Origin of the sequence: Anaeromassilibacillus sp. An200 (genome assembly GCF_002160025.1) — a bacterium.
Classification (GTDB): Bacteria; Bacillota; Clostridia; order Oscillospirales; family Acutalibacteraceae; genus Caccousia; species Caccousia stercoris.
The window spans coordinates 28,436-52,792 of the sequence record NZ_NFJU01000014.1 but is presented as its reverse complement, the minus strand read 5'-3'; the positions used below and the strand labels follow the sequence as shown (position 1 = coordinate 52,792).

22 protein-coding genes are annotated in these 24,357 nt (G+C 62.6%); 18 read left to right on the top strand and 4 right to left on the bottom strand.

What is annotated here, in order from left to right:
• The first annotated feature begins 216 nt into the window (after nucleotides 1-216).
• Genes B5F35_RS08690 through B5F35_RS08680 form a run of 3 tightly spaced genes read left to right on the top strand, consistent with a single transcriptional unit; the run spans nucleotide 217 to nucleotide 5,056 of the window.
• Nucleotides 217-2,874 (top strand): YfhO family protein, encoded by a 2,658-nt coding sequence (locus tag B5F35_RS08690; protein WP_087240049.1) that lies wholly within the window; start codon nucleotides 217-219, stop codon nucleotides 2,872-2,874.
• A 16-nt stretch (nucleotides 2,875-2,890) separates the two neighbouring features.
• Complete coding sequence (locus tag B5F35_RS08685; protein ID WP_087240047.1) at nucleotides 2,891-3,889, top strand: glycosyltransferase family 2 protein; 999 nt, start codon at nucleotides 2,891-2,893, stop codon at nucleotides 3,887-3,889.
• 57 nt (nucleotides 3,890-3,946) lie between these two features.
• Nucleotides 3,947-5,056, top strand: a complete 1,110-nt coding sequence (locus B5F35_RS08680; RefSeq protein ID WP_087240045.1) for a hypothetical protein — start codon at nucleotides 3,947-3,949, stop codon at nucleotides 5,054-5,056.
• Nucleotides 5,057-5,121: 65 nt separating this feature from the next.
• On the opposite strand, the gene B5F35_RS08675 is transcribed toward B5F35_RS08680, so the two are convergent.
• From B5F35_RS08675 to B5F35_RS08660, 4 genes are all read right to left on the bottom strand, one after another.
• The gene (locus B5F35_RS08675) at nucleotides 5,122-6,414 is read right to left on the bottom strand and encodes a type II restriction enzyme (RefSeq protein WP_242969447.1); all 1,293 of its coding nucleotides are present in this window, start codon (nucleotides 6,412-6,414) and stop codon (nucleotides 5,122-5,124) included.
• Nucleotides 6,407-7,258 carry a DNA adenine methylase gene (locus B5F35_RS08670; RefSeq protein WP_087240043.1) on the bottom strand — a complete coding sequence of 284 codons (852 nt, stop codon included), beginning with the start codon at nucleotides 7,256-7,258 and terminating at the stop codon, nucleotides 6,407-6,409. Before B5F35_RS08670 ends, B5F35_RS08675 begins: the two co-directional genes overlap by 8 nt.
• Before the next feature lie 129 nt (nucleotides 7,259-7,387).
• The gene (locus tag B5F35_RS08665) at nucleotides 7,388-7,840 is read right to left on the bottom strand and encodes a hypothetical protein (RefSeq protein ID WP_087240042.1); all 453 of its coding nucleotides are present in this window, start codon (nucleotides 7,838-7,840) and stop codon (nucleotides 7,388-7,390) included.
• Nucleotides 7,841-7,910: 70 nt separating this feature from the next.
• A complete protein-coding gene (locus B5F35_RS08660; protein ID WP_087240040.1) occupies nucleotides 7,911-8,294 on the bottom strand; it encodes a hypothetical protein in 384 nt (127 codons plus the stop codon).
• Nucleotides 8,295-8,587: 293 nt separating this feature from the next.
• On the opposite strand from B5F35_RS08660, the gene B5F35_RS08655 reads away from it, so the two are divergent.
• The 15 genes from B5F35_RS08655 to B5F35_RS08585 all read left to right on the top strand — a co-directional run bounded on the left by B5F35_RS08655 (nucleotide 8,588) and on the right by B5F35_RS08585 (nucleotide 24,350).
• A complete protein-coding gene (locus tag B5F35_RS08655) occupies nucleotides 8,588-9,112 on the top strand; it encodes a hypothetical protein (RefSeq protein ID WP_087240038.1) in 525 nt (174 codons plus the stop codon).
• A gap of 28 nt (nucleotides 9,113-9,140) precedes the next feature.
• Complete coding sequence (locus tag B5F35_RS08650; protein WP_087240036.1) at nucleotides 9,141-10,682, top strand: flotillin family protein; 1,542 nt, start codon at nucleotides 9,141-9,143, stop codon at nucleotides 10,680-10,682.
• Between the two features lie 75 nt (nucleotides 10,683-10,757).
• Nucleotides 10,758-11,294, top strand: coding sequence for a stage V sporulation T C-terminal domain-containing protein (locus B5F35_RS08645; protein WP_087240035.1), 537 nt, complete (start codon nucleotides 10,758-10,760; stop codon nucleotides 11,292-11,294).
• Nucleotides 11,295-11,480: 186 nt separating this feature from the next.
• Entirely contained in the window at nucleotides 11,481-11,984 is a 504-nt protein-coding gene (gene rimP, locus B5F35_RS08640; protein WP_442856449.1) for a ribosome maturation factor RimP, read from the top strand.
• Between the two features lies 1 nt (nucleotide 11,985).
• Nucleotides 11,986-13,221, top strand: coding sequence for a transcription termination factor NusA (gene nusA / locus B5F35_RS08635; RefSeq protein ID WP_087240033.1), 1,236 nt, complete (start codon nucleotides 11,986-11,988; stop codon nucleotides 13,219-13,221).
• 31 nt (nucleotides 13,222-13,252) lie between these two features.
• Nucleotides 13,253-13,522, top strand: coding sequence for an RNase P modulator RnpM (gene rnpM, locus B5F35_RS08630; protein WP_087240104.1), 270 nt, complete (start codon nucleotides 13,253-13,255; stop codon nucleotides 13,520-13,522).
• Nucleotides 13,515-13,868, top strand: a complete 354-nt coding sequence (locus tag B5F35_RS08625; RefSeq protein WP_087240032.1) for a L7Ae/L30e/S12e/Gadd45 family ribosomal protein — start codon at nucleotides 13,515-13,517, stop codon at nucleotides 13,866-13,868. Before rnpM ends, B5F35_RS08625 begins: the two co-directional genes overlap by 8 nt.
• Complete coding sequence (gene infB / locus B5F35_RS08620; RefSeq protein WP_087240030.1) at nucleotides 13,858-16,488, top strand: translation initiation factor IF-2; 2,631 nt, start codon at nucleotides 13,858-13,860, stop codon at nucleotides 16,486-16,488. The genes B5F35_RS08625 and infB overlap by 11 nt, the downstream gene beginning before the upstream one ends.
• A 24-nt stretch (nucleotides 16,489-16,512) precedes the next feature.
• Complete coding sequence (gene rbfA, locus B5F35_RS08615) at nucleotides 16,513-16,872, top strand: 30S ribosome-binding factor RbfA (RefSeq protein WP_087240028.1); 360 nt, start codon at nucleotides 16,513-16,515, stop codon at nucleotides 16,870-16,872.
• A gap of 91 nt (nucleotides 16,873-16,963) precedes the next feature.
• Complete coding sequence (gene truB / locus B5F35_RS08610; protein ID WP_087240026.1) at nucleotides 16,964-17,902, top strand: tRNA pseudouridine(55) synthase TruB; 939 nt, start codon at nucleotides 16,964-16,966, stop codon at nucleotides 17,900-17,902.
• Complete coding sequence (ribF, locus tag B5F35_RS08605; protein WP_087240024.1) at nucleotides 17,899-18,801, top strand: riboflavin biosynthesis protein RibF; 903 nt, start codon at nucleotides 17,899-17,901, stop codon at nucleotides 18,799-18,801. The genes truB and ribF overlap by 4 nt, the downstream gene beginning before the upstream one ends.
• Nucleotides 18,802-18,939: 138 nt before the next feature.
• Entirely contained in the window at nucleotides 18,940-19,203 is a 264-nt protein-coding gene (gene rpsO, locus B5F35_RS08600; protein ID WP_087240102.1) for a 30S ribosomal protein S15, read from the top strand.
• Nucleotides 19,204-19,422: 219 nt separating this feature from the next.
• A complete protein-coding gene (locus B5F35_RS08595; RefSeq protein ID WP_087240022.1) occupies nucleotides 19,423-21,654 on the top strand; it encodes a polyribonucleotide nucleotidyltransferase in 2,232 nt (743 codons plus the stop codon).
• 93 nt (nucleotides 21,655-21,747) lie between these two features.
• Nucleotides 21,748-22,545 (top strand): glutamate 5-kinase, encoded by a 798-nt coding sequence (gene proB / locus B5F35_RS08590; protein ID WP_087240020.1) that lies wholly within the window; start codon nucleotides 21,748-21,750, stop codon nucleotides 22,543-22,545.
• Nucleotides 22,546-23,096: 551 nt separating this feature from the next.
• The gene (locus B5F35_RS08585; RefSeq protein WP_087240018.1) at nucleotides 23,097-24,350 is read left to right on the top strand and encodes a glutamate-5-semialdehyde dehydrogenase; all 1,254 of its coding nucleotides are present in this window, start codon (nucleotides 23,097-23,099) and stop codon (nucleotides 24,348-24,350) included.
• The last annotated feature ends 7 nt before the right edge of the window (nucleotides 24,351-24,357 follow it).

Here is a 24,357-nt window from a genome sequence, read left to right as displayed (position 1 = left end):
AGGGAAGCGGGCTGATTTTGCAAGCGACGTCACAGTTTTTTAACTTTTTCTTTGGGGGAGACTGTGCTATAATGATCACATTCGTTTGAGGGGCGGCGCGCCGTCCCTGTCTCTTCCTTACCCGCAACACGCGCGGGACGGAGCAAAGGTTACACGCTTTTTTCAAATTGCTCTGTGAAATTCTGCCTGCGGCTCACGCCGCCCGGAGGTTTTTCCATGCCGACTGATGCGATCCAACTTGCGGAGCTGAGGGGACGGCTCCTGTACCGCTGGCGATCCAGCTATCTTCTGCGCGCGTTCTGGATTGCCTTTGCCACCGCTTTTCTTTTTTTTATCCCGTTTATTCTGTTTGACAACGGCTATTTCCTCTTTTACGGGGATTTCAACGTGCAGCAGGTTCCGTTCTACCAGATGTGCCATGACGCCGTGCGCAGCGGCAATCTCGGCTGGAGCTGGACGACGGATCTCGGCGCGAACTTCATCGGCAGCTATACCTTTTATCTGCTGGGAAGCCCGTTCTTCTGGCTGACGATTCCCTTCCCGAGCCAGGCGGTGCCGTATCTGATGGGGCCGCTGCTCATTCTCAAGTTCGCCTGTGCGTCCGCCACGGGCGCGCACTACATCCGGCGCTACGTCACGCGCGGGGACGCGGCGGTGCTCGGCGGGCTTTTGTATGCGTTTTCGGGCTTTTCCGTTTACAACATCTTTTTCAACCATTTCCATGAAGCGATCGTCTTTTTCCCGCTCATGCTCTGGGCGCTCGATGAATACATCGCCACACGGCGGCGCGGCGTGTTTGCCTTCACCGTGTTCCTGTGCTGCTTTGTCAATTATTATTTCTTCGTCGGTCAGGTGACATTCACGCTGATCTATTTCTTCCTGCGCCTGTTCACGCGCTCCTTCAAGCTCAATCTGCGCGACTTCCTGCTGCTGTTCTGCGAAGCCGTTGTGGGCGTGCTCATGTCGTGCGTGCTGCTGGTGCCGACGATCCTCGCCGTGGTGCAGAACCCGCGCGTGGACAATCCTCCCAACGGCTGGAGCGCCCTTCTCTACGGCTGGAACCAGCGCTACATCCACATTCTGGAATGCTTCTTCTTCCCGCCGGACATCCCCGCGCGGCCAAACTTCACGCCGGACAGCGAGGCGAAATGGGCCTCCCTCGGCGCGTGGCTGCCGCTGTTCAGCATGACGGGTGTGCTCGGCTTCCTGCACCGGCGCGGCCGCCACTGGCTCAAAACGTTCCTGCCGATCCTGTTCCTCATGGCGTTCGTGCCGATCCTGAATTCGTCCTTCCAGCTCTTTAACTCGAGCTATTACGCGCGCTGGTATTACATGCTCACGCTGATGATGAGCCTGGCCACCGTGCTGGCCGTGGACACGCCGCACACCGACTGGCTGCGGGCTCTGCGCCGCACCTGCGGGATAACGCTCGGCATCGCCCTGCCGATCGGCCTGATGTGGGAGAAAACGACGGACACCGAGGGCGTGGAAACGATCACCTTTGGGCTTGAGGACTATCCCACGCGCTTCTGGAGCTATGTGGCGATCGCCCTTCTGAGCCTTCTGCTGCTGGCAATCCTCCTCAAATGGATCCGCCGGGGCAAGCGGCGCTTTCTGCGGTATGCAATCCGCGGCACGATGCTGATCACGGTCGTCTATTCGATCTTCTTCATCGCGCTGGGCAAAACGCAGAGCGACGACACCCACAAGCATATCATTCCGTACTGTCTCAACGGCGGGAAGGACATTTCCCTGCCGGACACGAAGAACTGCCGCGTCGACGTGTTCGACGGCATGGACAACCAGGCCATGTTCTGGCAGATTCCGACCATCCAGGCGTTCCACAGCATCGTTCCCGGCTCCATCATGGAGTTTTACCCGACGATCGGCGTGCAGCGCGACGTGGCTTCCCGGCCGGAAACGGACGTGTACGGCCTGCGCGCCCTGACCTCCTGCCGCTGGCTCTTTGACCCGGTTTCCACGGGCGACCGCTTCGGCGGCGCGGAGGGCAGCGATCCGCAGATGCCCGGCTGGACATACTACACCACGCAGAACGGCTTCGACATCTGGGAGAACCAATATTATATCCCGATGGGCTTTTCCTACGATTACTACATCACACGCGAGGAATACGACGCGGTGAGCGAGGGGAACCGCCATCTGGTGCTGCTCAAGGCTCTCGTGCTGTTCGACGAGCAGGCCGAACAATACGGCGATCTTCTCACGCATGTCGACACCCTTTCCCTGCCGGAGGAAACGGAGGACGGCTCCGTTCCCGGCGTGCAGGATGTGATCGTTTCCCCGTCTGAGGGGGACGGCTCCGATATCACCTTCCTGTATTCCGAGGAAGCGTATTATCAGGACTGTCTCGACCGCCGCTCCATGTCGTGCAGCAGCTTCTCGCGCGACAACAGCGGTTTTTCCGCCACCTTCACCGGCGACCGTGAACGGCTGGTCTTTTTCAGCGTCCCGTGGGAGGGCGGCTGGACCGCCACCGTCAACGGGGAACCGGCTGTGATTGAGAAGGTGAACGTCGGCTTCATGGCGGTGAAGGTGCCCGCCGGGACAAGCGAAATCCGCTTTACCTATGAGACGCCCGGTCTGAAGCTCGGCGCGGCTGTCTCCGCCGCGGGTGTGCTGATCCTCGTGCTGTACCTGCTGCTCTCCCGCCGCTTTGACCGCACGGCGCGCGCGGCCGCCCGCCGTCCGGTTCCCGCGTCCGCACAGCAGGGCGATTCGGCTTCCCGGAGCGTTTCCGGCATGCAGGAGCCCGCGTATCCGCAGGATCCGGCCGTTCCCGCTCCTGAAGCGGAAAGTCCACCGGAACCGGAAACGCAGGAATTTCCTGCCGGAGACACAGAAGATCGTCCATAAAAAGGAGGAAACGGTTTTGCCTTCGATTGTTTATCTGGTGATCCCTTGCTACAACGAGGAGGAGGTGCTGCCCGAAACGGCGCGCCGCCTGACCGAACAGCTTTCCTCTATGCAGGCGCAGGGGCTGGCCGCCCCGGAAAGCCGGATGCTCTTTGTCGACGACGGCAGCCGCGACGCCACCTGGGCGCTGATTGAGTCGCTTTCCCGGGAAAACCCGTTTGTGCGCGGCCTGAAGCTGGCCCACAACCGCGGCCACCAGAACGCCCTGCTGGCGGGCCTGATGGAAGCGCGCCTGCACGCGGACTGCGCGATCAGCCTGGACGCGGATTTGCAGGATGATGTGTCCGTGCTGCCGCAGTTTCTGGAGAAATTCCGGGAGGGCTGCGATGTGGTGTACGGCGTACGCAACCGCCGCGACACGGACACCGCCTTCAAGCGCGTCACGGCGCAGGGCTTTTATAAATTCATGCACATGCTCGGCGTCGATGTGGTTTACAACCACGCGGATTACCGCCTGATGAGCCGCCGCGCGCTCGACGCGCTCTCTGAGTACCGCGAGGTCAACCTGTTCCTGCGCGGCATCGTGCCGCTGATCGGCTACCGCAGCGATTATGTCTACTACGACCGGCACGAGCGCTTTGCCGGGGAATCGAAATACCCGCTCAAAAAAATGATCTCCTTTGCGCTCGATGGGATTACCTCCTTCAGCGTGCGCCCGCTGCGGCTGATTTCGCGCCTTGGGATCTTCGTCTCGATGGCAAGCATCCTCGGGCTGCTGTACGCGCTGATCTCCCATTTTATGGGCCAGACTGTGGCGGGATGGACGGCGATCATCTGCTCGATCTGGCTGCTCGGCGGCATCCAGCTTCTGTGCGTGGGCGTTGTGGGCGGCTATGTGGGGAAAATTTACAGCGAGGTCAAGGCCCGCCCGCGCTACCGCATAGAGGAAAAAGCCGGCTTCCCCTTGGATTCCGCCGCGCCCTCTTCTGGACAACAGGAAGAAAAAAGGGTATAATAGAGAGCCAATGCCGGATTTTCCGGCAGAATTTCAATTTGATTTCGGAGTTGAGTCATGAAAATGAAAATGAAGAAAAAGCTTGCAGCCCTGCTGCTCGCCGTTCTGACCGCCTTCGGAGCGGCCTCCTGCTCCACTGCCGACCAGAGCTGGAGCGTGGAAAAGGATGGGGAGCGTCTCCCCGTCGGCGTTTACGTTTACAACTTCTATTCCGCGATCGCCGCGGCACAGCAGCAGGAGGGCGTGGACAGCTCTGTCTCCCTGCTGGAGCAGCAGATCGACGGCCAGCCCGCCGAGGATTGGATCCGTGACGAGGCCATGCGCTACACGAAGGAATACTTCTACCTGCGCGATCAGCTTGACGCGCTCGGCGCATCGCTGACGGACGAGGAGAAGGCCCAGGGCAAGAGCAACGCCGCGGCCGCATGGGGCTATATCCCGGCTTCCGTCAAGAAGTACGTCTCCCAGGAATCCTTTGAGATCGCCTACGGCGAGGCAAATATGATGTACACCAAGCTGTTCAACACCATCTATGGCGAGGGCGGCGAAAAGGCTGTCAGCGACGACGAGCTGCGCGCGTATTTCGAAGAAACCTACTATGATTTCGACTATATCTTCTCCTCTCTGGCCTATAAGACCTCCGGCGAGCTGACCGGCGACGAGGAAGACACCACGATGACGGAGGAGGAAACCGCCGCCCGCCGCGAGCTGTTTGAAGGCTACGCGGAGAAAATCAACGCGGGCGAAATGACGATGGAGGAAGCGGCAGAGGATTTCAAGACCGTCATTTCCTCTGAGGATGAGCAGCTGTCCAACCAGCTGGTGGACGGAGAGTATATCAACTCCTCCTTCCCCTCCGAGATTAAGACAAACCTCGATGAAATGCAGAACGGCGAGGTCCGCTGCTTTGAGGTCACGGGCCTGAGCAAGGGAATCGTGGTTGTGCGCAAGAACAATGTGGCAGATTCCGCGGACGATTACATCGGCCAGGAGGGCAACCGCCAGACCCTGCTTTCCAGCATGAAATCGGAGGAATACCTCGACATGGTGAAGGCCGGAATCGAGTCCTATGAGGGCGTCACCTTCAACGATGCCGCCATCGCCACCTACCACGCTTCCGAATTCTACACCTTCACCCCACCCGCCAGCAGCTCCGCAGCGGAATAAATCCAGACACAATTTGACCCCCTTGCGATTCACACCGCAAGGGGGTCTTGTTCTATATCCCTCGTTCAGAAAAACGTCAGCTGCTGCTCCTCCTCACCCTGCGGGCGCAGAAGCCAGTTGACCCAGCTCACGGCGGTGGAAGCGCGGCGCGTCAGCGTTTCCTCGCTCCACACCTCCGGCGGACGCGCACGCCGCAGAAGCTCCCGCGCTTCCTCGGCGGTCACAGGCTCGGGCTTGTGCGCGCCAAGGTTCAGCAGCTCGCGGAAGGCAAGGCTTCTCGCCATGCGCGAGCACAGCGCCGCCTGCCGTTTGCGGTAGCTGAGCTCCAGAATCCGGCGGCCCTCCTGCGTCAGACGGAAGCAGGGGCCGTCCTTCTTCACCAGCCCCAGAAAGCGCGCTGCCGCCGTATAATACCCGGCCTGCCGCAGCGTGAAATCATACGCCGCTGTCACCTCCTGCGGCGTCATCGGCTGGGCCTGCAGCAGCTCGCACAGGTTAAACACACGCTCCAGGCTGTTCGCCTGCGGGAAAGCCACATCCGGCTCCTCGCTTCGCGGCGTCTCACGCAGCACGTCAAGCAGGTCGCGGCGGGTGAAGTCCGTGTCCTCCAAGCTGTAGGTTTTCTGCTGCACCAGCCGCAGGGAATTATAGCACGACGGATCGGTGAATTCATATTCATACAGCCGGAACAGGCCGTTCGAATGGATCAGGAACACGGGGCGCACGCGCTTGTGCACCCGGGCGCTCCATACGCGGAAGGGATAATACAGCTGACGCACCAGAAAATCCTCGGAGAGATCGCGCTTGGCCTCGATCAGCGCAAGGCTGTTCGCGCCCTCAAACGCCGCGTCGATCTCAATCTGCGCATGGTCGACCTGCACGGGGAGCTCCCGGCCGTCCGCGCTTTGGATGGAAAAGGAAAAGCGGTCGGAATTCATGCGCCCGGAGACGGTCGGCACCAGCGTTTCCTCGCCGAGGAAATCCGCCAGAATCCCCGAAGCCGCCGCGCAGTTGACCGCGATGGACTCACTCGGGATCCGCCCGCCGTCCAGGCTCTCGAGCGACGCGGGCAGCGAAAAGCGCCGCACCGCCGCCGCGCTCTCCTCAAACCGGCAGTATGCCTCAAACGGGCCGATCAGATAATCCCCGCGCGTCACAGGCAGAATCGCCAGCGAATGCTGCAAAAACACGTCCGGCAGGTTCACCCTGTGATCGAACTTCGCCATCAGGCGCGGCTCGCGGTACTCGCGGATCTGATCGGCGGAGATCACAAAGCCGCCCTCGCGCTCCACCGTGCCCGGCACGTCCCAGCGCTCGAAAATGGCCTCCCAGGCCTCGTCGTTTCTCCCTTTACTCATAATTGCGGATCACCACCTCTTCCACGCTTCCGCGCTTGCTCGGATCGGAGTTGACGGCACGGCGCGCGCTCACGGCGGTGATGTGGTACGCCGCGTACTGCTCGCGGATGAAGGCCGTCGCGGAATTCGAGAGCATGAAGCGGATCCCCCGCTTCGTCAGCGTATCGCAGCACTCGCGCAGCCGGATCTGCTCCTCGCGCCCGAAGCCCGCCTTGGCGTATCCGGTGAAGTTCGCCGTATCCGACACAGGATCATACGGCGGATCCAGATACACAAACGTCTGCGGCGGCAGGCGGTCGAGCACCTTCGCATAGTCCTCGCACGAAAACTGAATGTCCGCCGAAGAAAAATAGCGGTGCACCGCCCGCAGCGCGGTCTCGTTCACGATGCCGGGATTTTTGTACCGTCCGAACGGCGTGTTGAACTCCCCCGCGCTGTTGACGCGGAACAGGCCGTTGTAGCACGTCTTGTTCAGGTAAACAATCCGCGCCGCGCGCCGCACACGGTCAATCTGCGCGTAAGACTGCGGATCACGGTCCCAGTCGCGCACGGCGTAGAAACATTCCGCGTCATTGGAGAAAGCGGACAGCTCGTGCAGCAGGCCGTCCACGTCGTCCCGGATGACCTCATAGAGGTTGATCAGCTCCGGGTTCACGTCGTTGACAAAGGCGCTGTCCGGCTGCAAATGGAAGAGCATCGCCCCGCCCCCGACAAACGGCTCGCAGTATGTGCGGATCCGCTTGGGCAGCAGGGGATCGAGCGCCGCCAGAAGCTGACGCTTTCCTCCCACCCATTTCACCACCGGAACCGCCTCGCGATCCCTCTTTCCCCTTTTTGCCGCCATCTTGTTTCCTTCCTCCCCGTCCGGAGTTTATCTTCGTATTCTACCACACTTCGACCGTCTCCACAAGAGAAGAGCGCCCCTCCATGCCGCGCGTTTCCGTGCGGCGCAGAGGAGCGCTCTGTCCGTTTCCTATTCGCCGTCCGCGTCCCCGCCGGAGGATTCCCCTCCGGGTGCGTCCGCCCCGGGGCCGTCCGGGTTTTCCTGCAGGCCGTTCTCGCCGGGCGCGTCCGTTTCGTCTCCGGCTTTTTCGCTCAGAGGTTCGCCGTCGCGCGGCAGCATGGCGGCCTTCCGGGCCTCGGCCTGCTCCCGCTTCCGGGCTTCGTCCTCCTCGCGGGAGCGCTTCGTTTCCTTATAATAGACGGTGCACGCCAGCACCAGCGCGCCGGCTGTCACCACACGCAGCACCCAGCCCCACACGCCCTGGAACATCGTGCCGCCCTGGAGTGTATCCACCAGCCACCACACGCCCAGCAGAAGGAAAAAGCCGCCGAGCGGGTAAAAGACCTTATTCTCCTTGCCGAAGCGGAACAGAAGCAGCAGCCCCACCGCAAACCACAGGAAAACATAAATGTAGCCTGTCATCCGATAAAATCCCCCGTTATCCGGCTCAGCGCCGGTTTTGTACCAGTATACCGCCGGGCGGGAGAGCTTGTCAAGCGCAGCCGCGTCCCCGGGGCTCCCCGCCGTACAGCACCGTCAGCAGCGGGGCGCGATCCGACGCTGCGGCCCTGTCCGCCTGCGCCGGGGCGGGCTGCTGTGCCGGGACGGGCTGCGCTTTTTGGTGTGCGCGGCGCTTTTGTGCCCGCAGGCGGGCCAGCTTTTCCCGGTGCAGGGAAAACAGGCAGCACACGCCCGCCACCATCGCCAGCAGCCCCTCCAGCACCGCGAGCAGAGGCCCGCACCCGCCCATGAACATGCCTGCCAATCCCATCACAAAACACAGCGCGCACAGCTTTGCTCCCTCGCCCCAGCGCGGACGGTACCAGAAAAACATTGCTGCCGCCGCAATCGCCGTCACCATTCCAATTTCCATCATCGCCCATTCCCTCCAACCGTATGTTCTGTTATATTCGATATTTTGTTCGACCATGTGCTTAGTTTAGCACATATGTTCTTATTTTGCAAGCTGTTTTCGAACAAAAATCGAACATTTTATGCGTCGTGCAAGAAAACAAAAGATCCGGGGCCGCTCGGGAGAAAATCCCAGAATTTTCCGGCAGGACAGCGCGGGGAAAGTGTATAAAATAAACAAAAAGCCGCACGGGAAGTGTTGTAATTGAGTTTTGTTTTCGCTATACTAAGGGTAGTTCCGAAGGAGAGGAGGTTGTTATGGATACCCCGATCACGATAGGCATTCTCGCCGGTTGTGCGGCGCTGGCCCTGATCCTGGTTCTTCTTTCCCTCCACATCCTGCGAAAGGAGTCCGTGTATCTGCGGGAGCGTTCCCAAAATGGAGAGATTCTGCTTCTGACTTTTGATCAGATCATGGCTCTGTACCGCGCCGCCCCGGAGAAATGGGAAATGCAGGTGGACGGTCCTGTCTACTATCCCCGCGGCAAAGAGCAGGACGGCCTTCTGGTCTATTTGCTTCCCAAAGAGCGCAAGCGGTACCGGGCGTGGTTTGACTGGCAGCTTTCCCACGGGGAGGACGCCGGCCGGTTCCAGATGACCACCAGGGCACTGATCTCCATGCAGGAGGACCTGGCAGGCCACCTGCGGGAACTGGAAAAAAGCAACCAGGAAGCGCTCCGGAAGTCCGTGGAAGCGACGCAGCGGATTTTGGACAAACAGCGGCAGGAGGCAGCCGCTCCCGGAGAAAAAAACAGCGGGGATCATGCTTCCAGCAAGCCCTAACATACAGAAGAAAGAGCAGGTGTCATGCATGAATTTTCTGTGGAATTCCCTACCGATCCTTATCCCGGTTATTGTGATCCTCATCATACTGCTCATGGGGTATGTCAAAGCCCCGCCGGATCAGGCGTACATCATCTCCGGCCTGCGGAAAAACAGCCGCATCCTCATCGGGCAGGCGGGCATCCGCATTCCCTTTCTGGAGCGCCTGGACAAACTGTATCTGGGCCAGATGACGGTGGACATCAAGACGGAGCAGTCCGTTCCGACCAACGACTTCATCAATGTCTCCGTGGATGCCGTGGCCAAGGTGCGCATCTCTCCGGAGGAAAAAGGCATCCGGCTGGCAGCCAAGAACTTTCTGAACAAGAAAGGCGTTGACATCGCCCAGGATCTGAAGGATTCCCTCCAGGGCAACATGCGGGAGATCATCGGCACGCTGACGCTGGAAAAGATCAACACCGACCGGGACTCCTTCTCCGACCAGGTGATGCAGAAGGCCTCCCGGGACATGGAAAAGCTGGGCATTGAGATCCTCTCCTGCAACATTCAGAATGTGCAGGATGAAAACGGCCTGATCCAGGATCTGGGCGCGGAAAACACCTCCCTCATCAAGAAGAATGCCGCCATCGCCAAAGCCCAGGCGGACCGGGACGTGGCCATTGCCCAGGCCGACGCGGACAAGGCGGCCAACGACGCCAAGGTGGAATCCCAGACCCAAATCGCCCAGAAGCAGAATGAACTGGAGATCAAGCGGGCGGAGCTGAAGATCTCGGCAGACACCAAAAAGGCCGAAGCGGAAGCCGCCTACGAGATCCAGAACCAGGCCCAGCAGAAGATCATCGGTACCGCCACAGTGGACGCGGAGATCGCCAAAACCGCCCGCGAAGCCGAGCTGAAAAAGCAGGAGGTAGAGGTGGCCAAGCAGGCGCTGGACGCGGAGATCCGCGCCAAAGCGGACGCCGACCGTTACCGCAAGGAGCAGGAGGCGCAGGCCGCTCTGTTCCAGCGCCAGAAGGACGCGGAAGCCAGGCGGTACGAGCAGGAGCAAGAGGCGGAGGCCGTGAAAAAGCAGGCGGAAGCCGCCCGCTTCGCCAAGGAGCAGGAAGCCGCCGGTATCTCCGCCGTGGGTAAAGCGGAGGCCGCGTCCATCCAGGCGAAGGCGCTGGCAGAGGCGGAGGGCATCGACAGGAAAGCGGAGGCTATGAAAAAATACGGCCAGGCGGCTGTCATTGAGATGGTCATGAACGCCCTGCCCGCGATTGCCCGGAACGTGGCCGAGCCTCTTTCAAAAGTGGATAAGATCACCATGTACGGTGATGGCAACAGCGCCAAGCTTTTACAGGACATCATCAACGGAACCACGCAGATCACCGAGGGGATTTCCCAGGGCATGGGCATTGATGTGAAAGCTCTGCTTTCCGGCATGATCGGCGGAAAAGTGGCCGCGGCCGGCCAGGAACCTTGCGCCCCGGCTCCAGCTCCCGCGCAAACGGCAAACATGGATTCTTCCGGCAAAGCCGCCGCACCCGCAGAAATCTCCCCGTCAAATCAGCCCTCTGAAAACGGATAATTCTTCATGCCCCGGCAATACTACCCATGAGAAATTTCGCCGGAATCCTTCCGGCTGTATCTATGGAGGAATGGTATGAAAGCCACGGGAATTGTGAGAAGAATCGACGATCTGGGGCGCGTGGTGATCCCGAAGGAGATCCGGCGCACGCTGCGGATCCGGGAGGGTGACCCGCTGGAAATTTTCACGGACGCGCAGGGCGGAGTGGTGTTCCGCAAATACTCCCCGGTGGGGGAGCTTTCGTCCTTCGCGTCCCAGTATGCCGAGGTACTGAGCAAGACGGCGAACCTGCCGACGCTCGTGTGCGACCGCGACCATGTGGTGGCGGCGGCGGGGGTGCCGCGGCGTGAGTATCTGGAGCGGCGCGTCTCGCCGGAGCTGGAGGAATATATGCAGTCGCGCCACAGCTTTGTGAGCAACGGCGCGAGCCGCCTGCGCCCGGTGGAGGGCGTCAGCCGCCCCGCGTCGATCGTGTACCCCATCATCGCCGAGAGCGATGTGACGGGCGCGGTCGTGGTTTTACAGCCGGAGGGCGGCGCGGCCCTGGGGGACGCGGAGACAAAGCTGGCGCAGGTGGCGGCGAGCTTCCTGGGCCGCCAGATGGAAAGCTGAACGCCCGGTTTCCCTCATTTTCCACAATTCCGGCGGGCAAAAGCGCTCGCCGTTTTGCGGAGGAGCCGCTTGATTTTTCATGGGCCTTGTGTTAAAATAACAATGTTTGATATGGTGGAATGATGAAAGAGTGGGGCGACCCGCTCTTTTGTTTGTATTATCCCAATTTTCAAGGAGAGGTGACGGGTGTTGGCTGAGAAGAAAAAAGGCGGGAACACCGCCGCCGTTGTCCGGCAGCTGGCCGGGCCAATCGCGGAGAGCCTTGGCTATCTTCTGTGGGACGTCCGCTTCGTCAAGGAGGGCGCGGACTGGTTCCTGCGCATCTATATTGACAAGCCCGGCGGGATCGGCATCGACGACTGTGTGGCGATGAGCCGCGCCGTCAACGATCCGCTCGACGCGCTGGATCCCATCGACCGGGAATACTGCCTGGAGGTCTGCTCCCCCGGGCTGGGGCGCGAGCTGACAAGGCCGGAGCACTTTGCCGCCTTTCTGGGCGCGCCGGTGCTGGTGCGGCTGATCCGCCCGCTTCCGGACGGCAGGCGCGAGGTGCGCGGAACGCTCACAGGGTATGAAAACAACGTCATGACGCTGGACGCGGGCAGCGAAGAGCCGCTCACGCTGGAAAAGGCGGCCGTTTCCAAGGTGCGCCTGCTGGACGACGAGGACGTGGATGGAGGGAACAGTTAAGATGGCAGGGAGATCTGCGAAGAAAAAGAACGACAAGCCCGAAAACAATAAAAATGAGATTTTTGAGGCGCTGGAGCTGCTCGAAAAGGAGCGCGGCATCCCCGTGGACTTCATGCTGGAGAAGATCAAGAAGGCCATTCTCACAGCGTGCAAGAACAGCTATGACAACGAGGACGCTGTCATCGACCTGAACCCGGAGACCGGCATGTTTGAGGTGCGGCTGAAGATGATCGCCGTCGACGACGTGTGGGAGCCCGGTAAGGAGGTCCTGCTCGAGAAGGCACGCAAGATCGATCCCACCGTCGAGGTCGGCGACGACGTGTATGTGACGATGAACACCAAGGAATTCGGGCGCATCGCGGCGCAGACGGCCCGCAACATCATCCGCCAGGGCATCCGCGACGGCGAGCGCGGCCAGATGATGCAGGAGTTCCAGAGCAAGAACCAAGAGCTGGTCAGCGCGCTGGTGGAGCGCATCGACCCGCGCACCGGGGCCGCGACGCTGCGCATCGGCAAGGCCGAGGCTGTGCTGCCGCGCTCCGAGCAGGTGGGCGGCGAGGTGCTCGAGGAGGGCAAACATATCCGCGTGTACGTCGTGGATGTGCGCGAGACCGAGCGCGGGCCGCGCGCCGTTATCTCCCGCACGCACCCGGATCTCGTCAAGCGGCTGTTTGAAACCGAAGTACCCGAGATCTACGACGGCACCGTGGAGATCAAGGCCGTCTCCCGCGAAGCCGGTTCCCGCACAAAGCTGGCCGTTGTCAGCCACAACCCGGACGTCGACGCCATCGGCGCGTGCATCGGAGCGCGCGGCAGCCGTGTGTCGAGCATCGTCGAGGAGCTCGGCGGCGAAAAAATTGACATCGTGGAGTACAGCGACGATCCGGCGAAGTTCATCGCCTCGGCGCTCTCCCCGGCGGACGTGGTGAGCGTCACGGTGGCGCAGGACGGTTCCCGCTCCTGCCGCGTGACCGTGCCGGACAGCCAGCTCTCCCTCGCCATCGGCAACAAGGGCCAGAACGCCCGCCTGGCCGCGAAGCTGACCGGCTGGAAGATTGACATCAAGCCCGAAAGCGGCTTTTACGGGGAGGACGAAGAGCCCGCCCCCATAAAGGAAGAGGAAGAAACCCCGGCCCAGGAGGAAGCGGCGCCGCAGGAGACGGGCGCACAGCCCGAAGCCGAAGCGCCTGCGGAGGCGGCGCCTGAGACCGCCCCCGCTTCCGAAGAGGCCGAATAAACCCCAGAAAAGAAGCGAGGTGACCCGCGTGATGCACCAAAAGAAAATCCCGATGAGAATGTGCACCGGCTGCGGCGAGATGAAACCGAAAAAAGAGCTGGTGCGGGTGGTCAAATCCCCCGAGGGAGAGGTTTCCCTTGACCTGACCGGCAAAAAGCCGGGACGGGGCGCCTATGTGTGCAGGAGCGCGGAGTGCCTGAAGGCAGCGCGCAAGGCGCGCAGGCTGGAACGGGCGTTTTCCTGCCGGATCCCCGACACGGTTTACGACCGGATGGAGGAGGAATTGAGCCGGAATGAATGAGAAGGAGAGGCTTCTGTCCTTCCTTGGCATCGCCAGAAGGGCCCAGAAGCTTTCCATGGGAGCCGACGCCGCACAGGAAGCCATGCAGAAGGGAAAGACAAAGCTTCTGCTGCTCGCGTCGGATCTGTCCGAGCGTTCGGAGCGCAGCGCGCGCGCCGCAGCGCAGGCAGCCAGCACGCCGGTGCTTCCCGCCGGCGTCACGATGGACGAAATCGCTTTCTCGGTGGGGAAACGGACCGGGATCCTCGCCGTGAACGACAGCGGCTTCGCCGGAAAGCTCAGGGCGATGCTGGAGGAAGCAGCGCCGGCAGGAATGACTGAGGAGGTTGATTCTATTGATGATTAAATACAGAGTCCACGAGGTCGCCAAGGATCTGAACGTCCCGAACAAGGAGGTCCTTGACACGCTGCAGAAATACTGCGGGGAGACAAAGAAGCACATGACGGCGCTCACCGAGGAGGAGCTCGACGTCGTGTTTGAGAGCTTCACCCAGAGCCACTCCTCCGCAAGCCTGGACGATTACTTCGCGTCCGGCCGTGAGCCGGAGGTGACCGTGACAGCGGAGGAGGAGCCAAAGGCTGCTCCCGCGCCGAAGCAGGAAGAGCCGGCCCGCAAGCCCGCCGCGAAGGAAGCGCCCGCGAAGGAGGCCCCAGCGGCGCAGCAGCCCGCCCAGCAGCCTGCCCGGCAGAACGGCGGCAGAAACGACCGCGCGCCGCAGAACGCACAGAACGGACAGCGCCAGAATGATCGCCGCGCCCCGCAGAACAACGGCAGCGACCGGCGGCAGAACAATCCGAACCGCCCGAACGGCCAGAACGCCCAGAACGGGCAGCGGCAGAACGATCGCCGTGCCCCGCAGAACAATGGGAATAACCAGAACCGTGCGAACGCGCAGCCCGCGCCCCAGCAGCGCCCGGCGGCACAGCAGCAGGCACGCCCTGCCGCCCAGCAGCCCGCCCAGAACGCACAGCAGGACAACGTGGTGCGCCGTCCCGAGGGCCGCATCGTTGACACGCGCGCGTCCCATGTGGAGCTGGAAAAATACAATGAAAAGTACGACCGCCTCGCTTCCGAGAAGATGAAGGTGGAGAACACCGTGCAGAAGCAGAAGCTCACGCAGCGCAGCAGCCAGTACCGCGGCAAGCCCCGCAACTCCCGCAAGGAGACGGAGGCCGAGCGGATGCGCCGCATCGCGCTGGAGAGAAAGCAGAAGCACATGACGATCCAGGTGCCGGACGAGATCACCGTGGGCGAGCTGGCCCTGCGCCTGAAGGCGACGGCGGCGGAGGTCATCAAGAAGCTGATGGGCCTGGGCGTGTTCGCGTCGATCAACGATGTCATCGACTTTGACACCGCCTCCCTTGTCGCGATGGAATTCCACGCGAAGGTGGAGAAGGAGGTCGTCGTCACCATCGAGGAGCGCATCATCGACGACAGCGAGGACGACGACGAGAACCTCGTGCCGCGCGCCCCGGTCGTGGTCGTGATGGGCCACGTCGACCACGGCAAGACCTCCCTGCTCGACAAGATCCGCAACGCGCACGTTACGGCCACCGAGGCGGGCGGCATCACCCAGCACATCGGCGCGTACCGCGTGCAGTTGGGCGATCGCACGATCACCTTCCTCGACACGCCCGGCCACGCCGCGTTCACCACGATGCGTGCCCGCGGCGCGCAGGTGACGGACATCGCGATCCTCGTGGTGGCGGCGGACGACGGCATCATGCCGCAGACGATCGAAGCCATCAACCACGCGAAGGCCGCGAATGTGAGCATCATCGTCGCGATCAACAAGATGGATAAGCCGGGCGCAAACCCGGATCACGTGCTCCAGCAGCTGACCGAGCATGAGCTGGTGCCGGAGGAGTGGGGCGGCGACACGCCGTGCATCCCCGTCTCCGCGCTCACGGGCGACGGCATCGACGATCTGCTTGAGATGGTCACGCTGGTGGCGGACATGAAGGAGCTCAAGGCGAACCCGGACCGCGCCGCGAAGGGCACGGTCATCGAGGCGCGCCTGGACAAGGGCCGCGGCCCGGTGGCCACCGTGCTGGTGCAGAACGGCACCCTGCACACCGGCGACATTGTCGTGGCAGGCATGACGGTGGGCCGCGTGCGCGCCATGACCGACGAGCACGGCCGCCGCATCCACGAGGCGGGCCCGAGTGTGCCGGTGGAGGTCACGGGCCTGGACGATGTGCCGGTGGGCGGCGATATCTTCAACGCCGTTTCCGACGAGCGCCTGGCGCGTGAGCTGGTCGAGCAGCGCCGCAACGAGCAGAAGGAGGAAATGTTCAACTCCCGCACGAAGGTCACGCTTGACAACCTCTTCGATCAGATGCAGCAGGGCGAGATGAAGGAGCTCAAGATCATCGTCAAGGCCGACGTGCAGGGCTCCGTCGAGGCCGTGCGCCAGTCGCTCGAGAAGCTCTCGAACGAGGAGGTCCGCGTGGTGGTCATCCACGGCGGCGTGGGCGCGATCAACGAGTCCGACGTCATGCTCGCCAACGCTTCCAACGCCATCATCGTCGGCTTCAACGTGCGCCCCGATCCGGTGGCCGAGGCCAACGCCAAGCGCGACAGCGTCGACATGCGCCTGTACCGCATCATCTACGACTGCATCGAAGAGATTGAGTCCGCGATGAAGGGCATGCTCGCGCCGAAGTTCCGCGAGGTCGCCCTGGGCCGCGCCGAGGTCCGCGAGGTCTACAAGATCAGCAGCGTCGGCACGATCGCCGGCTCGCACGTCATCTCGGGCAAGATCACCCGCGCCGCGCAGATCCGCGTCGTGCGCGACGGCATCGTCATCACGGAGGACAAAATCGCGTCCCTGCGCCGCTTCAAGGACGACGTCAAGGAGGTCGCGGACGGCTACGACTGCGGCATCGGCCTGGAACGCTTCAACGATATCAAGGAGGGCGACATTCTCGAGGCCTTCGTCATGGAGGAATACCGCGAGTCCTGACGCCCCGGGAAAGGGGGTCCCGCTATGCCGGGCCACAAGCTGGGAAGAACGACGGAGGACATCCGCCGCGAGCTCTCCGCGCTGCTGCGCGAGCTCAAGGATCCGCGCACGCAGAACATGCTTCTGAGCATTGTGCGCGTGGAGGTCACGAACGACCTGTCTTACTGCACCGTATACGTCAGCGCCATGGAGGGGCTGGATCGGGCGAAAACGGCCGTGCAGGGCCTGCGCTCGGCCTCCGGCTTCCTGCGGCGTGAGCTGGGCCGCAGGCTCCAGCTGCGCCATGTGCCGGAGCTGATCTTCAAGGCGACGGATTCCATCGAATACAGCGCGAACATCAGCCGGATCCTGCACGATCTGGAAAAGGACGACACCGAATCATAACGCCACACGCAGGCCACGGACGGGGGCGGCGGGACAGCCCGCCGCCCCCGTTTGCGCAGGCCGCGCGGGAAGAAACGAAGGAGGAGTGCGCATGACGGGAGTTTTCATTCTGGATAAGCCGGAGGGCTTCACCTCCTTTGACGCGGTGGCTGTGGCACGGCGGCTGTTCGGGCAGAAAAAGATCGGCCACACCGGCACGCTTGACCCGATGGCCACCGGCGTGCTGCCGCTGCTGCTGGGCCGCGCGACGCGGGCGGAAGCGCTGCTGCCGGACACGGAGAAGGAGTATCGGGCGGCCTTTGCGCTCGGCACGCGCACCGACACGGGCGACCGCACCGGCCAGGCGATCGGGCAAACGGACGCGCGCATTTCGCGCGAGGCTCTGGCCGCCGTGCTGCCGCGCTTTCGCGGGGACATTTTGCAGATCCCGCCCATGTACTCGGCGATCAAGAAGGACGGCAAGCGGCTCTACGAGCTGGCCCGCAAGGGAATCGAGGTCGAGCGCGAAGCGCGGCCCATCACGATCGCGCGGCTGGAGCTGCTGTCGTTTGACGAAGAACGGCAGACCGGGGAGCTGCTGGTCTCCTGCTCCAAGGGGACGTATATCCGCGCCCTGATTGAGGATCTGGCGGCGGCGGCCGGGACGCTCGGCACGATGACGGCTTTGCGCCGCACACGCGCGTGCGGCTTTTCGCTCGCGGACGCCGTACCGCTCGACGAAGCCCGCCGTCTGGCGGAAACAGACGACCTGTCCGCCCTTGTGCGTCCCGTGGAGGGATTGTTCTCCGTATACCCGGCGGTGACGGTGAGCGCGGCGCAGGCGGCGCGCTTTGCAAACGGCGGCGCGCTCGATGCCGCCCGCACGTCCCTGCGGGGAAAGGCACTCCCGGACGGGGAACGCCTGCGCGTACTCGGGCCGGACATGCGCTTCCTCGGGCTGGCGGAGACAGCCGGAGGGGAGCTGCGCGTGCTGCGCCTGTTCTGCGGCCCCGCCCCGGCGGATCCGGGAAGAAAGGAGACACAAGCATGAAGCTGTATCAGGACCTGCACCCATCCGGGGAGGACACCGCCGTCGCCCTCGGCGTGTTCGACGGCCTGCACATGGGCCACCGGCGCGTTATCACCGCCGCGATGGGCGGGCCCGAAGCCCCGGCGGTATTCACCTTCCAGACGGACATCCTGCGCGAGGGCGGCAAGGGCGCGCCGGTGCTCCTGCCGCAGGATCGCAAGCTGGAGCTGCTCGGCGAGCTGGGCGTGGAGCTGTGCTGGTCGATTCCGTTCTCACTCATCCGGGAGATGGAGGCGGAGCGCTTTGTGCGCGAGGTGCTGGTGGGCGTGTGCCGCGCCAAACGGGTGTGCTGCGGCTTTAACTTCCATTTCGGAAAAAATGGCGCGGGCTCGGTGCAGGATCTGGTGCGGCTTGGGGATGAGCTGGGCTTCTCCGTCACGGTGCAGGAGCCGGTGCTGCTGGCCGGAAAGCCGGTGAGCAGCACGCGGATCCGATCGCTCATCGCGCAGGGCGAAATCGAGGAGGCAAACCGCCTGCTTGGGCGGCCCTTCTCCTACGATTTCCCGGTGGAGCACGGCAGGCAGCTCGGGCGCACGCTCGGCTTCCCGACGGTGAACCAGCCGATCCCGCCCGGCTTCATTCTGCCGCGCTTCGGCGTATACGCCGCCCTTGTGGATGTGGGCGGGGAGAAATATTACGGCGTGGCAAATGTCGGGGTCAAGCCGACGGTGGGCTCGGACGGCCCGCTGTGCGAAACCTGGATGCCCGACTACCACGGCCGCGAGCTGTATGGCGAGACCGTGCGCACCGAGCTGCACGGCTTTGTGCGCGAGGAACGCCGGTTTCCCGGCCTGAGCGAGCTGCACGAGCAGATCCTGCGGGACCGCGAAACGGCGAAGAAAATCATTTACAAGCTGTGAGATTTGTGCTATACTATACCAGTGATTTTTCACACAGCTTTTCCGCTCCGCGGATCAGGGGGCAAGCCCCGGACGGGGACGTTCACCGGCCCTGGCCTGCGACGCCGGAGAATCAAAAACAGAAAGGTGGAATTTTCCATGCTGAAGGAAGAAAAGACAGCGATTATCAAGGAGTATGCGACCCATGAGGGCGACACCGGTTCCCCGGAGGTTCAGGTTGCCGTTCTGACGAAGCGCATCAACGATCTGACGGATCACCTCAAGACCCATCAGAAGGATCACCACAGCCGCCGCGGCCTGCTGAAGATGGTCGGCCAGAGAAGAAACCTGCTGAACTATCTGATGCGCGTCGACATCGAGCGTTATCGTTCCCTGATCGAGCGTCTGGGCATCCGCAAGTAAAAAAGAGCATATTTCAGGCAGGCGGGACGTGTTTCCGCCTGCCTTTGTGGCATTAGGGAGAACGCGGCGGGCGCGGCATGCCCGCCTTCCCGAACGCCGCGCAAGGGGGAAGGGTCCCGTTTTAGCAGTGAAATGCACGCCTCCCGCGGGGGCGCGGATTTTATTGCTAAGGCTGGGAAACCGTCCCGCGACATGACGATGAAAAGGAGGATTTCCCCAGTGTTTGAAAATTTCCGCACGTTTGAAACTGACTTCGCCGGCCGTCCGCTGGTGATTGAAACCGGAAAGATGGCGGGCCTTGCCAACGGCGCCTGCCTCGTGCGCTACGGCGACACGGTCGTGCATGTGGCTGTCACCGCTTCCGCGAAGCCCCGCGAGGGCGTTGACTTCTTCCCTCTCTCCGTCGATTTCGAGGAGAAGCTGTACTCCGTGGGCAAGATCCCCGGCTCCTTCCTGAAGCGTGAGGGCCGTCCGACGGACAAGGCCATCCTCACCAGCCGCGTGATCGACCGCCCGATCCGCCCGCTCTTCCCGAAGGATATGCGCAACGACGTTTCCGTCGTGTGCACCGTGATGAGTGTGGATCACGACTGCGCCCCCGAGATCGCGGGCATGGTCGGCACGAGTATCGCGCTCTCCATCTCCGACATTCCGTGGAACGGCCCGATCTCCGGCGTTTCCGTCGGCCTGGTCGATGGCGAGTATGTCATCAACCCCACCGCCGCCCAGCGCGCCGTGAGCCAGATGGCTGTCACCGTTGCCTCCACCGAGACGCGCATCCCGATGATCGAGGCTGGCGCGAACATCGTCTCCGACGAGGTGATGTATAACGGCATCCTCGCGGGCCACGAGGCCAACCAGAAGATCATCGCCTTCATCAAGGATATCCAGGCGCAGATCGGCAAGCCGAAGTTCTCCTACCCCGCCGTGCACGCCAGCGACGAGATGCAGGAGGCTGTGCGCGACTTCGCTCTCGCGGACATCCAGGCCGCGCTCGACACGGACGACAAGAACGTGCGCGACGCCCGCCTGAAGCCCGTTTATGAAAAAGTTCACGAGCACTTCGATCCGCTCTATCCCGAGCAGGAGGCGCAGATCGACGAGTGCCTGTATAAAACGCAGAAATATGTGGTGCGCCGCTGGCTGCTCGACGAGCAGAAGCGCGTGGACGGGCGCGGCATGGACGACATGCGCCCGCTTGACGCGGAGGTCGGCCTGCTGCCGCGCACACACGGCTCCGGCATGTTCACCCGCGGCCAGACGCAGGTGCTCACCGTGGCCACCCTCGGCCCCGTCAGCGATCAGCAGATGCTCGACGGCATCGACGAGGAGGAGTTCAAGCGCTACATGCACCAGTACAACTTCCCGTCCTACTCCGTGGGCGAGACGAAGCCCAGCCGCGGCCCCGGCCGCCGCGAGATCGGCCACGGCGCTCTCGCGGAGCGCGCGCTGCTGCCGGTCATCCCGCCGGTGGAGGAATTCCCGTATGCGTACCGCCTGGTTTCCGAGGTGCTCAGCTCCAACGGCTCCACCTCGCAGGCTTCCGTCTGCGGCTCCACGCTGGCTCTCATGGACGCGGGCGTGCCGATCAAGGCTCCCGTCGCGGGTATTTCCTGCGGCCTGATCACCGAGGGCAGCCGCTGGATGACGATGGTCGACATCCAGGGCCTGGAGGACTTCTTCGGCGACATGGACTTCAAGGTTGCGGGCACGAAGGAAGGCATCACGGCCATCCAGATGGACCTGAAGATCGACGGCCTGCTTCCGGAGATGGTCAAGGAGGCCCTCGAAAAGACGCACAAGGCACGCAACTATATCATTGACGAAATCATCCTCAAGGCCATTCCGGAGCCGCGCAAGGAGCTGTCTCCGTACGCGCCGAAGATGATGAGCACCGTCATCCCGGTGGACAAGATCCGCGAGGTCATCGGCACAGGCGGCAAGGTCATCCAGAAGATCTGCGCCGAGTGCGGCGTGAAGGTTGACGTGGAGGAGGACGGACACGTCTTTATCTCCGGCCTGGACGCGGACAACTGCCGCCGCGCGCTGTCGATTGTCGACACGATCGTGAACGATCCGGAGCCGGGCGCCATTTACAAGGGCAAGGTCACGCGCCTGATGGACTTCGGCGCGTTTGTGGAGATCGCCCCCGGCAAGGAGGGCCTGGTGCACATCTCGCGGCTTGACGTCAAGCGCACCGAGAAAGTGACGGACGTGGTGAACGTCGGCGACGAGGTGATGGTCAAGGTGCTTGAGATCGACGACAAGGGCCGTCTGAACCTGTCCCGCCGCGACGCGCTGATCGAGGTGGAGGGCCTTGTGCCGGAGAACGAGATCTCCGACGCTCCGCGCCGTCCCCGCCGTGATCACGGCCCGCGCCGCGAGGATCGCCCGCGCGCGAGCAACGGCTTCTTCGCCAACACGAACAAGCCGCGCAGCCGCGAGGAATAAAAAAGCCATTCACTGGGGCTGCCGGAAGCGTCTCGCTTGCGGCGGCCCCTTCTGCTTTTAGCCGGGCCCGCGCCCGGGGGAAGGGGACGGAATATGTCGGTCATCACACAGGCAAAGCGCGTTGTCGTGAAGGTGGGCACCTCCACGCTGACGTATGAAAACGGAAAACTGAACCTGCGGCGCGTGGAATCGCTGTGCCGCGTGCTGAGCGATTTGCAGAACGGCGGCCGGGAGATCATCCTGGTCACGTCCGGCGCGATCGGCGTGGGCATGGGCAAGCTGGGCCTGCACGACCGCCCGGCGGAGACGGAGAAAAAGCAGGCGCTCGCGGCGGTGGGCCAGTGCGAGCTGATGTTTATTTACGATAAGTTTTTCGGGGAGTACAGCCGCACAGTGGCGCAGGTGCTGCTCACCGGCGACGTCATCGACGACGACCGCAGCCGCCGCAACGTGGAAAACACGTTTGAGGAGCTGCTGCACATGGGGATTCTTCCGATCGTCAACGAGAACGACACCGTCGCGGTCGACGAGCTGGTCGGCAGCCACATCGGCGACAACGACACGCTGTCCGCGATCGTCGCCAAACTGACGCGCGCGGATCTGCTGATCCTGCTCACGGACATCGACGGGCTGTACACCGCGAACCCGCGCACGGATCCGGACGCAAAGCGCATCCCGTACCTGCGCGAGGTAACGGAGGAAGTGGAAGCGCTGGCGGGCGGCGCGGGAACGAACCGCGGCACCGGCGGCATGGCCACCAAGGTGCGCGCCGCAAAGCTGGTCAACGAGAACGGAATCCCCTGCTGTGTCATGAGCGGGGCCACTCCCGAAACGCTGTACCGCCTGTTCGACGGCGAGCAGATCGGCACCGTCTTTGGCGGGATCCGATAAAGTTTGCGCACGCTGTTTGGTATGATGGAATTGCCATCTGGACAGCTTCAAAAGCATGGAGCGCCGGGAGCAAACCGCAAGCTCCTGTAGAGCCGTAACCCCCATGCACGGAAAACCTCAAAATTATTCCCCACGCTAATTTTGAGGTTTTCCCCCACCAGCCGGCGTTTTTGCGCGTCAGCGCAATTTCAGCCGGCCGTGACGAGGGAAAGGGGGCACAGGGCTGACGTAGAAAAGAAAGCGTGGGGTTCGAAGGGGCAAAGCCCCTCGCGAATCTTTGCCTACTTTCTTTTCGCAAAGAAAGTAGGGGCCCGTCGCGGCCTGAGCGACTTGCGCCCCGCCCGTGGCGGTGCGAGGGGGACCCCTCATGTGGGTCCCCCTGCGAAAAAACAGTCCCCCGGACTGTTTTTCCTTCCCCTCCTGCATTTTGGGAAGGAAAAGGTTACGATTTAGGGGCGCTGCCCCTATAACCCCGCCACCTTTTGAAAAAGGTGGACGAAAACTTTCAGGCGGCTGCGCCGTGTAAAGGGTTTGCAAAGGAGGTTTTTATCATGACAGAACTGCAAAGCATGGGGGCGAAGGCGAAAGCCGCCGCCCGTTTTCTGGCCTGCGCCGGGCCGCTGAAGGACAAGGCCCTGCTTGCCATGGCCCAGGCCCTTGAGGACTGCGCGCCCGCCATTCTCGCCGCGAACCGCGAGGACGTGGAAGCCGCCCGCGCAAATGGGATGTCTGAGTCGCTGCTCGATCGCCTTTCGCTCAGCGAAGCACGGATCGCCTCCATGGCCTCCGGTGTGCGGCAGGTCGCGGCGCAGGCCGATCCCATCGGCAGCGTGGTGAGCGGCGGCGTGCGCCCGAACGGCATGTTCATCCGCCGCGTGCGCGTTCCGCTGGGCGTGGTCGGGATGATCTACGAGGCCAGGCCGAACGTCACCGCGGACGCCGCCGCCCTCTGTCTGAAAGCCGGAAACGCCGTCATCCTGCGCGGCGGCAAGGAGGCCATCCGCAGCAACTGCGCCATCCTCGACTGCATGGCCGAAGCCGCGCACAAAGCCGGTCTGCCGGAAGGCTCTCTCCAGCTTGTCCGCGATACCTCCCGCGAATCCTCCCGGGAGCTGATGAGCCTGACCGGCTATCTCGATGTGCTCATCCCGCGCGGCGGAGCCGGGCTGATCCGCTCCGTCGTGGAAAATTCCCGTGTTCCTGTTATTGAGACAGGCGTGGGCAACTGCCACCTGTACCTTGACGAAAGCGCCGACCCGCAGATGGCTGTCGATATCGCCGTCAACGGCAAGACGCAGCGTCCCTCCGTGTGCAACGCGCTGGAAAAGCTGCTGGTGCACGAGAAGGCCGCCCCGGCGCTCCTGCCTCTTGTGGGGAAAGCCCTCACCGATCGCGGCGTACAGCTGCGCGCCTGCCCGCAGGCTCTGGCTATTTTGCAGGAAAACGGCATTGCCGCCGTTCCCGCGTGCGGCGAGGACTGGGACACCGAATACCTGGATCTGGTGATGGGTGTGCGCGTTGTGCGGGACTTCGACGAAGCCGTGTCGCACATCGCGGCCCACTCGAGCGGGCACAGCGAGTGCATCATCACTCAAAACTACGCAAACGCAAAACACTTTACGGAACAAATCGACGCGGCGGCAGTTTATGTCAACTGCTCCACACGCTTTACGGACGGCGGCGAGTTCGGGCTTGGCGCGGAGATCGGCATCTCCACGCAGAAGCTCCACGCGCGCGGCCCGATGGGCGTCAATGAGCTGACGTCCACAAAATTTATCATTGAGGGAGACGGACAGATCCGCTGACCTCACG

Excerpts from the sequence above, each read along its gene's own strand:
- B5F35_RS08680 (WP_087240045.1), top strand. The coding sequence starts at position 3,947 with ATGAAAATGAAAATGAAGAAAAAGCTTGCAGCCCTGCTGCTCGCCGTT.
- B5F35_RS08625 (WP_087240032.1), top strand. The coding sequence starts at position 13,515 with ATGAATGAGAAGGAGAGGCTTCTGTCCTTCCTTGGCATCGCCAGAAGG.
- B5F35_RS08645 (WP_087240035.1), top strand. The coding sequence starts at position 10,758 with ATGAAAGCCACGGGAATTGTGAGAAGAATCGACGATCTGGGGCGCGTG.
- rpsO (WP_087240102.1), top strand. The coding sequence starts at position 18,940 with ATGCTGAAGGAAGAAAAGACAGCGATTATCAAGGAGTATGCGACCCAT.
- B5F35_RS08690 (WP_087240049.1), top strand. The coding sequence starts at position 217 with ATGCCGACTGATGCGATCCAACTTGCGGAGCTGAGGGGACGGCTCCTG.
- proB (WP_087240020.1), top strand. The coding sequence starts at position 21,748 with ATGTCGGTCATCACACAGGCAAAGCGCGTTGTCGTGAAGGTGGGCACC.
- nusA (WP_087240033.1), top strand. The coding sequence starts at position 11,986 with ATGGCAGGGAGATCTGCGAAGAAAAAGAACGACAAGCCCGAAAACAAT.
- B5F35_RS08650 (WP_087240036.1), top strand. The coding sequence starts at position 9,141 with ATGAATTTTCTGTGGAATTCCCTACCGATCCTTATCCCGGTTATTGTG.
- truB (WP_087240026.1), top strand. The coding sequence starts at position 16,964 with ATGACGGGAGTTTTCATTCTGGATAAGCCGGAGGGCTTCACCTCCTTT.
- B5F35_RS08670 (WP_087240043.1), bottom strand. The coding sequence starts at position 7,258 with ATGGCGGCAAAAAGGGGAAAGAGGGATCGCGAGGCGGTTCCGGTGGTG.
- B5F35_RS08655 (WP_087240038.1), top strand. The coding sequence starts at position 8,588 with ATGGATACCCCGATCACGATAGGCATTCTCGCCGGTTGTGCGGCGCTG.
- rnpM (WP_087240104.1), top strand. The coding sequence starts at position 13,253 with ATGCACCAAAAGAAAATCCCGATGAGAATGTGCACCGGCTGCGGCGAG.
- B5F35_RS08665 (WP_087240042.1), bottom strand. The coding sequence starts at position 7,840 with ATGACAGGCTACATTTATGTTTTCCTGTGGTTTGCGGTGGGGCTGCTG.
- rbfA (WP_087240028.1), top strand. The coding sequence starts at position 16,513 with ATGCCGGGCCACAAGCTGGGAAGAACGACGGAGGACATCCGCCGCGAG.
- B5F35_RS08585 (WP_087240018.1), top strand. The coding sequence starts at position 23,097 with ATGACAGAACTGCAAAGCATGGGGGCGAAGGCGAAAGCCGCCGCCCGT.
- B5F35_RS08660 (WP_087240040.1), bottom strand. The coding sequence starts at position 8,294 with ATGATGGAAATTGGAATGGTGACGGCGATTGCGGCGGCAGCAATGTTT.
- ribF (WP_087240024.1), top strand. The coding sequence starts at position 17,899 with ATGAAGCTGTATCAGGACCTGCACCCATCCGGGGAGGACACCGCCGTC.
- B5F35_RS08675 (WP_242969447.1), bottom strand. The coding sequence starts at position 6,414 with ATGAGTAAAGGGAGAAACGACGAGGCCTGGGAGGCCATTTTCGAGCGC.